Below are 13,750 nucleotides of genomic sequence, written 5' to 3'. Positions count from 1 at the left end.
TGAGTTTTGACGCTTCAAATCACGCCCATCCGTTTTCGAGAAACTCCAGCGCGCAGCCAGCCAGCATCGCTGCGCCCTTGGGCAGTGCGCTTTCATCGACATGCATGCGGGGCGAGTGAATGGCGCAGCAGCTGCTCCAATCCTCGCCATCTGGGGCCACGCCGAGGAAGAACATCGCGCCCGGCACTTTCTCAAGCACATAAGAGAAATCCTCCGCGCCCATAATCGGGTCGGCGAGGTCGCGCCAGGCATCTGCTCCGTTGTCACTCAAAGCGCTAGCAACCTTCCGGCCCAGCTCCACCGCGCGCCCATCGCATAACGTCACTGGAAAGCCAGGTTCGATCTCGCAGGTCGCCGTGACGCCATAGGCCGCTGCTGTGCTCGAAGTGACGTCAGCTATCAATTGGTGCACTTTTACGCGGTTTTCTGCGGTTAGAGTGCGGATCGTCCCTGACACAGCGGCGTCATCGGGGATGACATTATGCGCCGTGCCAGTGTGGATTTGCGTCACAGTCACCACGACTGCGCTGGCGGCATTGAAGCGCCGTGTTACCATGGCTTGCAGCGCGCCAACGATCGCCGCGGCGGCTGGTACGGGATCTTCGCAATCATGCGGCATAGAGGCGTGGCCGCCCTTACCCGTCACCGTGATTGTGAATTGATCGGCCGCCGCCATCAGCGGACCCGGCCTGCCCGCGAGCACGCCGTATGCCGCGTTTGGCATGATGTGCAGTGCAAAGGCTGCGTCCGGCAATGGGCGTTCACTCTCGTCGTCCCCGCCAAGCAATCCGTCTTCGAGCATGAAGCGCGCGCCGTGATACCCCTCCTCGCCCGGTTGAAACATGAAATCGACCTCGCCCGCGATATCGGCGCGGCGCGCATCAAGCAGCTTGGCTGCAGTCACCAACATGGCGGTGTGGGTATCATGCCCGCAGGCATGCATTCGCCCAGGGATAGTGGAGGCAAACTCGAGATCGGTTTTCTCCGCCATCGGCAAGGCGTCCATATCGCCGCGCAAGACGACCCGCTCGCGCCCCGGCGTGCCCGGTTTCGCGCCTTTCAGAGTTGCGACCGCTCCGGTGCAAGAGGCGCCAATCCGCCATTCAAGGTCAATATCAGCCAGTGCTTCGCGCACTTTGGCCAGCGTTTTGGGCGTTTCGAGCCCCAATTCCGGTTCGGCATGGATCGCGCGGCGCAGCGCAATAAGGTCAGGCGCAAGCTCCTCGGCAGAGGCGGCAAGGTCGGGCGAAATGAGCGCGGATGTAAGCATGGGCCGCAGTCTAACCCCGCTCACCCCCTGCGGGCCAGCCCGAATTGCGCGCGCCGCGCCGTATCTGGTGCACATGTGCCTCCGCCGATCGCAAATACGGGCTTGTCATCGGCAATTTAGCCCCGATGTAACCAGCCGCGCCCGCCAACCGTAACGTCAGCCGGGTGAGAAATTTCTGGCAGACTAACCCTGTTTGCCGCTAGGAGCCGCAATTATGGGCACGTCGATATACGAATTTCCGCAGAGTTCGCAGCCAGATGCTGCGCGCGGAGCCGTGTCTGCACCGGGATCAAAGCCGCGCCGCGCGCGCGCGCCGGGTGAAGTGCCAACCGTTGGCGTGATCTACAACCCGCGCAGCCACCGCAATAAGGGCCAGGATTTTGACTGCGGGATCAGCCCGGATGTCTTCATCGTTCAACCTGGTGATCGCAATCAACTGCCTCAGGCCCTGTCTAGCCTGGCGAAACGCGGAATTGATCTGCTCGTCATCAATGGTGGCGATGGCACTGTGCGTGATGTGCTGACCTGCGGACAGAGCATTTTTGGCGACGATTGGCCGCCAATTGCTGTGTTGCCTAAGGGTAAGACCAATGCGCTGACCGTTGATCTCGACGTGCCGCTCGATTGGACGCTGCAAGGCGCGATTGACGCGTTGGACAATGGCGGGCGGATTATGCGCCGCCCGATGGCGCTCACCGCGCTGACCGGACCAAAGGCGCGCGTTTTGGGTTTTATCATGGGCGCGGGCGCTTTTGCGCGGGCAACCACGCAAACTGGCCAAAGCGCGCACCGACTGGGCGCTTTCGATTCCGTTGTCGTTGCCGTGGCTACCGCTTGGGTGATCCTGCAATCGCTGCTCGGCTCGCGAGGCAATGTCTGGCGCCGCGGCGCTGAAATGGAACTTAGGCTTGGGCCGAACAGCGCCTTGATGGAGCATAGCGGACACGGTGATCCCAAACGCCGAGCAGCTGCTGTTTGCCTCCACTTTGGAGCGTTTGCCTGCGGGGCTTAAGCCATTTGGCAAGCTGACCAAGGGATTGCGGCTCGTCGCGCTTGATCAGATCTCTCGCCGGACCGCGGCTTTGCTGCCGATTTTGACGCGCGGCTGGACGCCGAAAAACCTGCGGGAACGCGGCATTCACCAGGTTAGCGCGCCCAGCTTTACACTCGATATTGATGGTCAGGTGATCTTGGACGGCGAGGCATTCCCGGCCGGGAAATATCGGATCGAGCAAAGCCAAGAGCTGGAATTCGTAACCCCGTGAACGCGCAGGAGCAGGCGCCAGCGGCGCTTGAGGCGCGCATCGCCAAACAATTGGCCGCGCCAATTGGCGATGAAGTGCGCGCCTTTGCGGCCACTCTGGGCGAGGCAGCGGGCGCGCGGGCGGTGTTGTTCTATGGATCCAATTTGCGCACAGGATCGCTTGACGGTGTGCTCGACTTTTACGTGCTGCTTCCCGGTGATCAGATCGAGCGGATTTGGCCGCGCGTCAGCTATCATGAGCGAGAGATTGCCGGTGGCACGACTCTAAGGGCCAAAGTCGCGACCATGTCCTTGGCGGCCTTTGCGAAAGCGGCGGCAGGTGAGCTGACCGACACCACGATTTGGGCGCGCTTCGTTCAGCCCAGCGCTCTGATCTGGACCAGCGACGCCGCCGCGCGGGCTGACGTCATGGCTGCTGCTGCGCAGGCGGCAATGACTGCGGCACGATTGGCCGCGGCACTAGGACCCGAAACCGGCAATGCCGAGGATTACTGGCGCGCACTGTTCCAGGCGACGTACAAAGCGGAATTCCGGGTCGAAAAAGCGGGGCGTGAGAACGATATTCTCTCGGTTAATGCGGAGCATTTTTCTGGCCTGCTGCCGCTTGCCCTTGCCGCGCAAGGCATCGCATTTGAGCGTGATGGTGAACGTTTGACGCCGCACCTCCCGGAAGCAGAGCGCGCGCGGATATTGGCCTGGTGGAGCAAGCGTAGGCGGCTTGGCAAACCGCTCAATTTCCTGCGCCTGATCAAGGCCAGCACGACCTTCGACGGCGCGGCGCGCTATGCCGCGTGGAAGGTGGAGCGCCACACCGGTATGCCGGTTGAAGTGACGCCGTTCCGTGAGAAATACCCTCTATTGGCGGCGCCCAGCGTGCTGTTTGCGCTGTGGCGGCACCGCCGTCAGGGTTGAGGTCTAGCCGAAATACTTCATCTGAATGGCAATCGAGCTGACGCCTGTGCCTGCGTTAAAGCGTGTCTTGCTGACACTCGGCTTACCCAGATTGAAGATATTGATCGACGGGTTGCGCGACATCGCACCGCCATCCTGGCGAATATCGGTCTCGCCATTACCATTGGCATCGTGGCGCGCGGCAATTGCATAGCTGCCGCTAGCGGGCACGGGGACGCAGAACGTCATATTGCCTTTGCGCGCAGGCACCTCAATCCGGTTGAGCCAGCGTCCTTTCGCGAGCCATTCGGCCTTGGTGCCGCGATAGAGCTGCACCCGCACCTTGCCGGTTGCGCTTTTGATGCCGGACACCGTCACGCGGACCGCGGGCCCTTTGCCGGGCGCGCATTTGCGCATGTCATTGGAGATCTTCTGGCGATATTCTCCCTGCGCGGCAGCCGGAGTGGACAGCGCAGCAGCGCCTGTCAGCGCCAGTCCAAGCGCGCTCAATCCTGCGAAAATAGTCTTCATACTAACCTTCAATTCTGTCTTTTGCCCCCGCTGCGCCGTTTTGAGACGCAGCGTTTCTGGCCCATTGCCGGGCCCGTATGACAATGCTTATGCCCGTGCCGCGCTGAATTGCGGCTGAATTTGTCTGATTTGATGCGTTCAGGCTTGGTAGAGGCGCAGCTCGGCTTAACTCCCGTGGAAAAGGGCAAAACGGCTGTTGTTAGCCGATTCGCGCACCCTTACTTCGGCATTAACCTGGCATAGTGCAAATTTCGTGTCGCTAGGACACACGGCAATGGACCCGTCATGGCAGCACCGCTGATTTCTCCCTCTATTCTATCGGCTGATTTTTCGCAGCTTGGCACGGAAGTGCGCGCGATCGATGAGGCTGGTGCCGATTGGATCCACATTGATGTGATGGATGGCCACTACGTGCCCAATATCACTATCGGTCCTGATGTGGTGAAGGCGCTGCGCCCGCACACGGCCAAGACATTCGATGTGCATTTGATGATTTCGCCGGTTGATCCCTATCTAGAGGCATTCGCTGAGGCGGGTGCGGATATCATCACCGTTCACCCAGAGGCTGGGCCGCATTGCCACCGGACGCTGCAGGCGATCCGGGCGCTAGGCAAAAAGGCGGGCGTGGTTTTGAACCCCGGTACGCCGGTGGATGTGCTCGACAATCTCATTGACCTTGCCGACCTGATCCTGGTGATGAGCGTCAATCCCGGCTTTGGCGGGCAGAGCTTCATCCATTCGCAATTGGCCAAGATTGAGCGCATTCGCGCGATGATTGATGCGACGGGCCGCGATATTCACCTCGAGGTGGATGGCGGGGTGAACCCGGAAACCGCTCGGCTGTGCGTTGATGCCGGGGCCGATGTGCTGGTCGCCGGTTCGGCCACGTTTAAAGGCGGGCCAGATCATTACGCCGCCAACATTTCCGCGCTTAAGGGCGAGGGGTGATGGACTCGCTGTTTCGCGACACTGAGGGGGAGGCCCGCGACGAAGCAGGCGTAAATGCACCCGTTCAGTCCAGCGAAACAGAAACGGATGAGCGCCAGCCCAGTCTTGCGATCCCGCTGCCCGATGGTGATGAGCGGTTGATTGCACCGACTGGTGATGGTCCTGACGGCGCACACAAATATGGCGAGACCCCTGCTCCATTGGCCGCCGACCGCGCGCTCGCGCTAACCGATGTCATTGCCCCGCGGGCCAGCCCGGGCGAGGCTATGCTCCGCTTTGCTTACCGTCTTGGAGTGCCGGGTCATGCTCTGTCGGCTCCGTTTCGTCGCCCGCGCAAGACGCGCGTTTTGGCAACGGTCGACAGCCCGCTCAAAGGGGACCGGTCTTCTGGTATTGCGCTGAGGGCGGGGCATTTCCTGATCAATGGTGCGAAATTGCCCATCGCCCGGGTTGAATTTGATTCCTCCAATCGCCTTGGCCCCGTGTTTGATCAGCTGGTTCACGGATTTGGCTGGCTGCGCGCTCTCGCGTGCAGCGCACCGCGCGAAGACTGCGTGCCTGTGGCTGAGCGGATCACACGTGCCTGGCTCAATGCCTGCCCATCGACCGGCAAAGGCCGGGCATGGGATGTGGAGCTGACCGGGCAAAGACTGCTCGCCTGGCTGGTTCATGCGCCGCTGGTGCTGGCGGGCGGCGATCCAAAGCTCAAGGCGCGGCTGCTCAGCGTGATCGAGGATACTGCGCGCTGGCTTGATCGTAATGTCTCGAACAGCGGAGTCAGCGGCCTGGGTCAGCTTGCGGGCTGGTCCGCGATCACTGCTGCGGGATTGCTGCTGCCAGAGGGGCGCCCTCGCGCGGCTTTATGGCGAGGCTGGCCTGATCCGTGCACTGGGCGATCTGGTGGCGGAAGATGGCGGCGTGTTGTCGCGCTGTCCCGATGCCCAAATGCTCAGCCTCGCGCTGCTGATCGATCTCGACGCTTGCTATGAAGCGGCGAATATTGAGCCTCCGCAAGCCTTTGGTGTGATGCGCGAATTGCTCGTGCCGCCGCTTTTAACCTTGCGCCACGGCGATGGAGCTCTGGGCAATTGGCAGGGCAATGGTGCGATCAGCGCGGACCGGGTTTCGGCCTTGATTGCGGCCAGCGGCATTCGTGCTCGTCCGCTAAAAGATGTCGAACATTGGGGGTATCAGCGGCTGCGCGGCGGCCAAACGGTGGTGCAATTTGACGCAGCCCCGCCGCCCCGTGCGCGCCATACCCGCTGCGGCTGCGCATCCACATTGGCGTTTGAAATGTCCGACGGGCCTCAGCGTCTGGTCGTCAATTGCGGTGGTTCGGCGCTGGCTGGCGGCCAAATTCCTGCACGCATTCGCCAGGGCCTGCGCGCAACGGCGGCGCATTCCACTCTGGTGCTAAACGATGCCAATTCCACTGCGGTCAAACTGCATGGTAAGCTGGGCAAAGGTGCCGAACTGGTAGAGGTTGAGCGGCGGCTGATTGGCGAGGGCAGCTCTGGCAAAGGCAGCCATGCGGCGGTTTTGATCGAAGCCAGTCACGATGGCTATGCCGCTCGCTTTGGCTTGACTCATCGTCGCACATTGGCGCTGCGCAGCGACGGCACGGAGCTGTCCGGTCAGGACGTATTGCTGCCCGCTTCGCGCAAGACCAAGCGGGGCAAGATCAGCTTTGCCATCCGTTTCCACCTGGGGCGCGGGGTTGAGGTGCATCTGTCCGATGATAAGCGCGGGGCGAGCCTGCTGCTGCCAGATGGCGGCCTGTGGCAATTCCGCATGCGCGGCGATGATGAGACGGCGACTTTGAACTGCGAAGACAGTCTCTGGGTCGACGGCGCGGGCGCGCCGCATGCGACCGAGCAATTGGTTATCGAAGGTATGACATCGCGCAGTGGAGGAGAATTCTCCTGGCTGCTTAAGAAAATGGGGTAAGGCCCAAGGGCCGACATCTATGGCTGATAAAACGATCAAACGGGCACTGCTTTCGGTGTCCGACAAAAGCGGATTGGCAGAGCTGGGCAAGGCCCTGGCAGAGCGAGGCGTTGAGCTGGTCAGCACTGGCGGCACGGCAAAGGCGCTGCGTGAGGCGGGCCTGGACGTGCGCGATGTTTCTGACCTCACCGGTTTCCCAGAGATGATGGATGGCCGGGTGAAGACCCTGCATCCGACGGTGCACGGCGGATTGCTCGCGCTACGCGACAATGACGAACACGTTGCCGCGATGAATCAGCACAGCATTGGTGCAATCGATCTGGTTGTCGTCAATCTCTATCCTTTTGAAGCGACCGTTGCGAAGGGCGCGGATCGGGCGGAGATCATCGAAAACATTGATATTGGCGGGCCAAGCATGGTTCGCTCTGCGGCGAAAAATCACGGCTTTGTGACGATCATGACCGACGCCGCCGATTACGCAGAGCTGCTGGAAGAGCTAGACGCCAATGACGGCGCGACGTCAGATGCGTTTCGAATCCGTATGGCGGGCAAGGCCTATGCTCGCACGGCCGCCTATGACGCGGCGATTGCCAATTGGTTTGCGTTCGGCGATGCCTTTACCAATCCGCTGGGCGCAGAGGCGCTGAAAGCGACGCCCTTTGTCGACACTATGCCGATAGCGTTCAAACGCTCCGACACTTTGCGTTATGGCGAGAACCCGCATCAGCAGGCGGCGGTCTATGTTCCGCAATCCGCCGGTGCAGCGGGTGTTCCGCAGGCGGAGCAATTGCAGGGCAAGGCGCTCAGCTACAACAATCTGAACGATGCGGATGCGGCACTGGAATTGGCGGCGGAATTCGCTGGGAGCGACCCAGCGGTTGTGATCGTCAAACACGCCAACCCTTGCGGCGTCGCCCAAGGTTCCAGCCTTGTCGAGGCATGGGATGCGGCGCTCAAGTGCGACAGTGTCTCTGCCTTTGGCGGGATTGTGGCGGTCAATACAGAGCTGGACGGCGCGACCGCAGAGCAGATCGCCAGTATCTTCACTGAAGTCATCATCGCGCCAAAGGTGAGCGCTGAGGCGCGTGAAATCTTCGCCAAGAAGAAGAACTTGCGCGTACTCGAATGTGGCACTTTGCCGGATCCGCGCCGCGGCGGCTTTATGATGAAGACCATTGCGGGCGGTATGCTGTTGCAGATGCGTGACAATGGTGCTGTCCTGCCGGACGATCTGAAAGTGGTGACCAAGCGCGCGCCAACGGAGCAAGAGTTGAAGGATTGCCTGTTCGCCTGGACAGTTGCTCGGCATGTAAAGTCCAACGCAATTGTCTATGCTAAGGACGGGGCGACCGCTGGCATTGGCGCTGGCCAAATGAACCGGCGCGATTCGGCCCGGATTGCCGCGATCAAAGCGGCAGAAGCGGCTGAGACCTATGAATGGGATGCGCCGCGCACTCAGGGCAGTGCAGTTGCTTCAGACGCTTTCTTCCCGTTTGCTGACGGCCTGATCTCAGCCGCCGAAGCGGGGGCGACCGCCGTCATTCAACCGGGCGGATCGATCCGCGATGAGGAAGTGATCGCAGCAGCAGATGAGGCAGGCCTGGCGATGGTGTTAACTGGGATGCGGCACTTTAGGCATTAGTTTTGCGAGGGCGCATCCGCGACCTCGTCCTCGGCGATATCCCTTCGCTTCGCTACGGATCGCCTGCTGGCGCCCGGTCGGACTTGCGGTCGGCTCCTCGCCGACCGAGTTCCGCAACCAAAGCAGTAGAATTGGACTGAATCGACGCCGTAGGCGTCGCAAGGGCGACTGCCCGCCCGGAGCGCTTTGCGCGGAGGATAGCCAAGTGAGCGCATGCGAACGCTAAGCGCTTGAGGCGAAACAAAAATTCCGAGGATATTGCAGCACGCAGGTGCTGCGGAAAACGAAAAGGCAACTTTTTGCGCGTTCACGCGTAACTTTTGCGAGTGATTTAGCGAAACACAGTCTGAAGCCATCGTTCACGAGTTGGAAAGCGCTGGGTGCTAAAGCCCTCCACTGACAACAACCAAACCGCAAGAGACGCCCCATGGGACTGTTCAAATCTGACCTTTATCGCAGCTTCGCCGTCGGCTTTGCCGTTGGCGCTGTTCTGGTGGGTTTGAGCGCAACCGATGGGTTGAGCGGCGAATTCGCTAGCCCGGCTCAGGCGGCGGAAATGCAGGAATTTGATCCGGTTCCAGCTTCAAGCGAGTTTATCATCGCGGCTGAGTAAGTCCGTGACGACTTAGATCTGTTCCCCATACATCTGGCGTAATCTGCCAAGCATGGCTATATCCTGAGCCATGGCAACAGCGCACGATCACCATTCACACGAAGAGCATTCTGGCGAGAACCTGATTGAGGCCGCCCGAACCGCATTAGTCGCAGCGGGCGAGCAATGGACCGGCATGCGCGAGGCGGTGTTTACCGAGCTCGCCAAGCATGAACGGCCTGCCTCCGCTTACGATATAGCCGATAACCTCTCTGCATCACGCGGAAAGCGCGTCGCGCCCAACAGCGTTTACCGCATTCTTGATCTGTTCGTGAGCAACAATCTCGCGCTAAGGGTGGAAAGCGCAAACGCCTATCTTGCGAACACGCATCCTGGCTGCGCCCATGATTGCATCTTCCTCGTCTGCGACGAATGCGGCGATACCGCGCATATTGACGATGATGAAGTCAGCCGCACAGTGCGCAGCCTTGCCAGCGCGCGGGATTTTCAAACGCGCCGCCCGGTGTTGGAGATTCGCGGTCTGTGCCGCGCATGCACCTAAACGACAGGTGGGCGACACAGCGTTGCATTTGCCGCATGCGATGGCGATAAACCGTGCCTCACTAGCGACAAAGCGTTCATCGACAGTTTTGTTTTGAAGGTGTAAGGCTCTTCAAATGACATCCAAGCCTGACACTCCGCTGCTCGATACAGTCGATAATCCTGCGCAACTTCGGGAGCTTAAGGCCGAGCAACTCCGCCAACTTTCTGATGAATTGCGCGAAGAGATGATTGATGCGGTCAGCGTCTCTGGCGGGCATCTCGGCTCTGGTCTTGGCGTGGTCGAACTGACCGTGGCGATCCACTATGTGTTCAACACACCCGACGACAAGCTGGTGTGGGACGTGGGCCACCAATGCTACCCGCACAAAATCCTGACCGAGCGTCGTGACCGCATTCGCACCTTGCGCAGCGGCGGCGGCCTGTCTGGTTTCACCAAGCGGACGGAAAGCGAATATGATCCGTTTGGCGCCGCGCACAGCTCCACCTCGATCTCGGCTGCGCTCGGCTTTGCGGTGGCGAACAAGTTGAAGGGTGAGCCGGGGCGCGGGATCGCAGTGATCGGCGATGGCGCGATGAGCGCCGGCATGGCCTATGAGGCGATGAACAATGCGGCTCAGGCCAAGCAACCGCTTGGTCGTGATCCTCAATGACAATGACATGTCGATTGCTCCGCCGGTTGGCGGACTGTCGGCCTATCTTGCGCGGATGGTCTCCTCCAGTGAGTATCTCGGCCTGCGCAGTCTTGCGAGCCGGGCGGTCAAGAAAATGAGCCGCCGGATGCATGAAGCGATCGGCAAGGCAGAGGAATACACGCGCGGCATGGTGACCGGCGGCACTTTGTTTGAAGAGCTCGGCTTTTATTATGTCGGCCCGATCGATGGCCACAATCTCGATCATCTGATCCCAGTGCTGGAAAATGTGCGCGACACATCCGAAGGCCCGGTTTTGATCCATGTCGTTACCACCAAGGGTAAGGGATATAAATTCGCTGAGGAAAGCGCCGACAAATATCACGGCGTACCGAAGTTTGACGTGGTCACAGGTGAGAAGAAAAAGGGCGCGGCTGGCCCGCCCGCGTACCAAAACGTGTTTGGCGACACTCTGGCGAAGCTGGCGGAGACGGATGATCGGATCTGTGCGATTACCGCTGCCATGCCATCCGGTACCGGGGTGGACCGCTTTGCCACCGCGCATCCAGAGCGCAGCTTTGACGTCGGCATTGCTGAACAGCACGGCGTCACCTTTGCCGCTGGGTTGGCGGCGCAGGGCATGCGGCCCTTCGCAGCGATTTACTCAACCTTCCTTCAGCGCGCCTATGACCAGGTGGTGCATGACGTCGCGATCCAGAACCTGCCAGTGCGCTTCGCGATTGACCGCGCAGGCCTGGTCGGAGCCGATGGCGCGACCCATGCGGGCAGTTTCGACATCACCTATCTCGCCACTCTGCCGAATATGGTGGTGATGGCGGCGGCTGACGAAGCAGAGCTGGCGCATATGACCTACACTGCGGCAGAATATGACGAGGGGCCAATCGCTTTCCGCTATCCGCGCGGTAGTGGCGTCGGCGTACCGATGCCAGAGACGCTGCAGAAGCTGGAAATCGGCAAAGGCCGGATCGTGCGTGAGGGCTGCAAGGTTGCAATCCTCTCGCTCGGCGCCCGCTTGGAAGAGGCCAAGAAGGCCGCCCATCAGCTAGAGGCGAAGGGCCTATCGACGACCATCGCCGACATGCGCTTTGCCAAGCCGCTGGATGAGGATTTGATCGCCAGACTGATGCGCACGCATGAGGTTGTGGTGACGGTCGAAGAGGGCGCGATTGGCGGGCTGGGCGCACATGTGCTGACCTATGCCAGCGATGAAGGCCTAACCGATGGCGATAGCGGCACCGCTTTGAAGGTCCGTACTTTGCGCTTGCCCGATATTTTTATTGATCAGGATTCGCCAGATAAGCAATATGACGAAGCTGGCCTCAACGCGCCGCAAATCGTCGATTGCGTGCTGAAAGCGCTGAAGCACAATTCAGCAGCGGTGGAAGGTGCGCGGGCTTAGGTCCGGCTTATCGCGTTGGGCTACTCTTGCGGGTTTGCACCAACACGATTTCACTCAGCTTGCATGGCAGTTCGCTGATGTTGAGGCTGTTCACGCAAACCGCACTGCTGTCTTGAGCGCTAGTTTCTTCGATTTCTGGTGTGGGATCGTTCGCGATTGGCATCAACCGCTCGCCATTAGGTCGCTCAGTGTCTGGAATACCTTGCAAGGGTGATCCATCGCGAAACTCCTGGATGGTGGCTTCGCGTTCCGTCAGGTAGCCGTCGCGCATGGAAGCATAGGGATCGTCCGAATTATTGATCCGTCTTAGTTGTGCATCGATTTCCAGCCGTGACTGCAACGAGCTGACCGCGAACAATGGAATGCCGACGGCCGGATCTGAAAAAGGTCCGCCGACAAGTGTGGGGAGCAACAGGTTATCCAGGCTGTTGCCGATTACATCGCGGGCGCTGGTGGAACCTGCGAGCGGCAGTACGAGATAAGGCCCAGAGTTGATCCCGTAATATCCAAACGTATTGGCAAAGCCGTTGCGCCGATAAGGCAGGCCGATTCCCGGTTCACCTGCGAGATCGAACAAACCGCCAATTCCGAGGGTTGAATTGATTGCGAACCGGCCGACCGTCTCAATCGCTTTGCCAATCTTGAGCTGCAATAGGAAGTTGAGCGCATTGCTCGGCTCCCCCAAATTGCGCACAGCATTGCGCAGACCATCGCGGATCGGGCCGGGAAATCCGTCTTGATAGGCGTAGGCGAGCGGCCCGACGACAGCTTCGTCGATGCCCTGTGTGATCCGAAAGGCGTCGGCGTTTATGCGTTCCAGCGGATCACCTTCAGTAGGGCCATAGTCGCCTTCGACGATGATCTCGTTGACTGGCTCGCCTTTCTCGCTGGCATCTTGCCCTGGTTGTGGTTCGTCTCCGGGTTGAGTTTCTGCGGTGGGCGGACTTTCTACCGTGTCTTGTTTAGCGGCGAGCGACCAGTTCGATGGAATGAGCGAAACAGCCGTATCATCGATGTGCGACGAGGAGATCAAGACCTCTTGCAGAAGCGAGGGCGTCGGGGCCGCAATATGCGCCACCGGCTGGTTCAACAACAACGGTGATGTTATGACCGCTAACGGAAGGCTAGGCATTTACTATTCTCCAGCCCCCAACCCAAGATTGCCCGTAACATAGGCTTTGCCGGGCCACTAGCCCCTTCAATCTCCTCGAATTTCCGTTGACATCCCTTCTGGCAGGCGGTCTCCTGATACCCATGCCATTGCTTGCTATCAGCCGTGACGGTCCCGTCACCACACTGACCATCGACCGCGCGGACACCATGAATCCGCTGGGTGCGCCCGGCGACGGCGATGAATTTCGCGCTGCCTGCGATGCGATCAACCGCGATATGGACGTGCGCTGCGTCATACTGACCGGGGCTGGCCGTGCCTTTTCGGCGGGTGGCGATGTTAAAGCGATGCAGAGCAAGACCGGCACGTTCGGTGGGTCGGCGCCCTCCATATCGGACGGTTACCGCGATAACATCCACCTCATGCTGCGTGCACTGTATGGCTTGCGCGTGCCCGTGATCGCGGCGGTCAATGGCCCAGCAATCGGGCTCGGCTGTGATGTCGCCTGCCTTGCCGATATTCGCATCGCCTCCGACAAAGCGAAATTCGGTGTCACCTTCCTAAAGCTTGGCATTATTCCCGGCGATGGCGGCACTTGGATCCTGCCGCGCGTCATCGGGCAAAGCCGTGCGTCCGAGCTGTTTTACACCGGCGATGTGATCGGCGCAGCTAAGGCGGAAGAATGGGGCTTGGTCAGCCGCGTGGTCGAACACGACATTTTGATGGAGGAGGCCTGCGCCTTGGCGACCAAAGTCGCGGCCATGCCGCCGCATGCCCTACGCCATGCCAAGATGCTGCTGCGCCAGGGCCAACAAGTCAGCTACGACAGTGCTCTCGAAATGGCGGCCAACACCCAAGCGCTGATGCACATGACCGACGATCATGCCGAAGGTGTCGCGGCCTTGATTGAGAAGCGCGTGCCTGAGTTCAAAGGCGAATAG

The 13,750-nt window shown here is 60.2% G+C and carries 13 protein-coding genes and 1 pseudogene; 11 read left to right on the top strand and 3 right to left on the bottom strand.

Features of this window, described 5'->3' with window-relative positions; translation table 11 throughout:
- Positions 1-19: 19 nt before the first annotated feature.
- The gene (locus tag AC0V6Z_RS03855) at positions 20-1,270 is read right to left on the bottom strand and encodes a M20 metallopeptidase family protein (RefSeq protein WP_472640070.1); all 1,251 of its coding nucleotides are present in this window, start codon (positions 1,268-1,270) and stop codon (positions 20-22) included.
- A gap of 214 nt (positions 1,271-1,484) precedes the next feature.
- Between AC0V6Z_RS03855 and AC0V6Z_RS03850 the strand changes: the two genes are divergently transcribed.
- Genes AC0V6Z_RS03850 through AC0V6Z_RS03840 form a run of 3 tightly spaced genes read left to right on the top strand, consistent with a single transcriptional unit; the run spans position 1,485 to position 3,446 of the window.
- Positions 1,485-2,282, top strand: a complete 798-nt coding sequence (locus AC0V6Z_RS03850) for a diacylglycerol/lipid kinase family protein (protein WP_472640069.1) — start codon at positions 1,485-1,487, stop codon at positions 2,280-2,282.
- Complete coding sequence (locus tag AC0V6Z_RS03845) at positions 2,218-2,535, top strand: hypothetical protein (RefSeq protein ID WP_472640068.1); 318 nt, start codon at positions 2,218-2,220, stop codon at positions 2,533-2,535. The genes AC0V6Z_RS03850 and AC0V6Z_RS03845 overlap by 65 nt, the downstream gene beginning before the upstream one ends.
- Complete coding sequence (locus tag AC0V6Z_RS03840; RefSeq protein ID WP_472640067.1) at positions 2,532-3,446, top strand: hypothetical protein; 915 nt, start codon at positions 2,532-2,534, stop codon at positions 3,444-3,446. Before AC0V6Z_RS03845 ends, AC0V6Z_RS03840 begins: the two co-directional genes overlap by 4 nt.
- A 3-nt stretch (positions 3,447-3,449) precedes the next feature.
- On the opposite strand, the gene AC0V6Z_RS03835 is transcribed toward AC0V6Z_RS03840, so the two are convergent.
- The gene (locus tag AC0V6Z_RS03835) at positions 3,450-3,956 is read right to left on the bottom strand and encodes a DUF2141 domain-containing protein (protein ID WP_472640066.1); all 507 of its coding nucleotides are present in this window, start codon (positions 3,954-3,956) and stop codon (positions 3,450-3,452) included.
- 285 nt (positions 3,957-4,241) lie between these two features.
- On the opposite strand from AC0V6Z_RS03835, the gene rpe reads away from it, so the two are divergent.
- The 7 genes and pseudogenes from rpe (at position 4,242) to dxs (ending at position 11,698) form a co-directional block, all read left to right on the top strand.
- Complete coding sequence (gene rpe, locus AC0V6Z_RS03830; protein ID WP_472640065.1) at positions 4,242-4,904, top strand: ribulose-phosphate 3-epimerase; 663 nt, start codon at positions 4,242-4,244, stop codon at positions 4,902-4,904.
- Entirely contained in the window at positions 4,904-5,893 is a 990-nt protein-coding gene (locus AC0V6Z_RS03825) for a hypothetical protein (RefSeq protein WP_472640064.1), read from the top strand. The genes rpe and AC0V6Z_RS03825 overlap by 1 nt, the downstream gene beginning before the upstream one ends.
- A complete protein-coding gene (locus tag AC0V6Z_RS03820) occupies positions 5,805-6,851 on the top strand; it encodes a heparinase II/III family protein (protein WP_472640063.1) in 1,047 nt (348 codons plus the stop codon). Before AC0V6Z_RS03825 ends, AC0V6Z_RS03820 begins: the two co-directional genes overlap by 89 nt.
- A 19-nt stretch (positions 6,852-6,870) precedes the next feature.
- The gene (gene purH / locus AC0V6Z_RS03815) at positions 6,871-8,493 is read left to right on the top strand and encodes a bifunctional phosphoribosylaminoimidazolecarboxamide formyltransferase/IMP cyclohydrolase (protein WP_472640062.1); all 1,623 of its coding nucleotides are present in this window, start codon (positions 6,871-6,873) and stop codon (positions 8,491-8,493) included.
- 427 nt (positions 8,494-8,920) lie between these two features.
- Complete coding sequence (locus tag AC0V6Z_RS03810) at positions 8,921-9,106, top strand: hypothetical protein (protein WP_472640061.1); 186 nt, start codon at positions 8,921-8,923, stop codon at positions 9,104-9,106.
- A gap of 70 nt (positions 9,107-9,176) precedes the next feature.
- Positions 9,177-9,647, top strand: a complete 471-nt coding sequence (locus AC0V6Z_RS03805) for a Fur family transcriptional regulator (RefSeq protein ID WP_472640060.1) — start codon at positions 9,177-9,179, stop codon at positions 9,645-9,647.
- Between the two features lie 115 nt (positions 9,648-9,762).
- Positions 9,763-11,698, top strand: a pseudogene (gene dxs / locus AC0V6Z_RS03800) (1-deoxy-D-xylulose-5-phosphate synthase).
- 7 nt (positions 11,699-11,705) lie between these two features.
- Here dxs and AC0V6Z_RS03795 read toward each other — a convergent pair.
- A complete protein-coding gene (locus AC0V6Z_RS03795) occupies positions 11,706-12,830 on the bottom strand; it encodes an MlaA family lipoprotein (RefSeq protein ID WP_472640059.1) in 1,125 nt (374 codons plus the stop codon).
- A gap of 122 nt (positions 12,831-12,952) precedes the next feature.
- Between AC0V6Z_RS03795 and AC0V6Z_RS03790 the strand changes: the two genes are divergently transcribed.
- The gene (locus tag AC0V6Z_RS03790) at positions 12,953-13,750 is read left to right on the top strand and encodes a crotonase/enoyl-CoA hydratase family protein (RefSeq protein ID WP_472640058.1); all 798 of its coding nucleotides are present in this window, start codon (positions 12,953-12,955) and stop codon (positions 13,748-13,750) included.

Source organism: Erythrobacter sp. SN6-5 (assembly GCF_057364945.1).
Note: the sequence above shows the minus strand (reverse complement) of the source record. Positions and strands in the feature narration are given on the sequence as shown.

Excerpts from the sequence above, each read along its gene's own strand:
- AC0V6Z_RS03855 (WP_472640070.1), bottom strand. The coding sequence starts at position 1,270 with ATGCTTACATCCGCGCTCATTTCGCCCGACCTTGCCGCCTCTGCCGAG.
- AC0V6Z_RS03825 (WP_472640064.1), top strand. The coding sequence starts at position 4,904 with ATGGACTCGCTGTTTCGCGACACTGAGGGGGAGGCCCGCGACGAAGCA.
- AC0V6Z_RS03810 (WP_472640061.1), top strand. The coding sequence starts at position 8,921 with ATGGGACTGTTCAAATCTGACCTTTATCGCAGCTTCGCCGTCGGCTTT.
- AC0V6Z_RS03805 (WP_472640060.1), top strand. The coding sequence starts at position 9,177 with ATGGCAACAGCGCACGATCACCATTCACACGAAGAGCATTCTGGCGAG.
- AC0V6Z_RS03795 (WP_472640059.1), bottom strand. The coding sequence starts at position 12,830 with ATGCCTAGCCTTCCGTTAGCGGTCATAACATCACCGTTGTTGTTGAAC.
- rpe (WP_472640065.1), top strand. The coding sequence starts at position 4,242 with ATGGCAGCACCGCTGATTTCTCCCTCTATTCTATCGGCTGATTTTTCG.
- purH (WP_472640062.1), top strand. The coding sequence starts at position 6,871 with ATGGCTGATAAAACGATCAAACGGGCACTGCTTTCGGTGTCCGACAAA.
- AC0V6Z_RS03790 (WP_472640058.1), top strand. The coding sequence starts at position 12,953 with ATGCCATTGCTTGCTATCAGCCGTGACGGTCCCGTCACCACACTGACC.
- AC0V6Z_RS03850 (WP_472640069.1), top strand. The coding sequence starts at position 1,485 with ATGGGCACGTCGATATACGAATTTCCGCAGAGTTCGCAGCCAGATGCT.
- AC0V6Z_RS03835 (WP_472640066.1), bottom strand. The coding sequence starts at position 3,956 with ATGAAGACTATTTTCGCAGGATTGAGCGCGCTTGGACTGGCGCTGACA.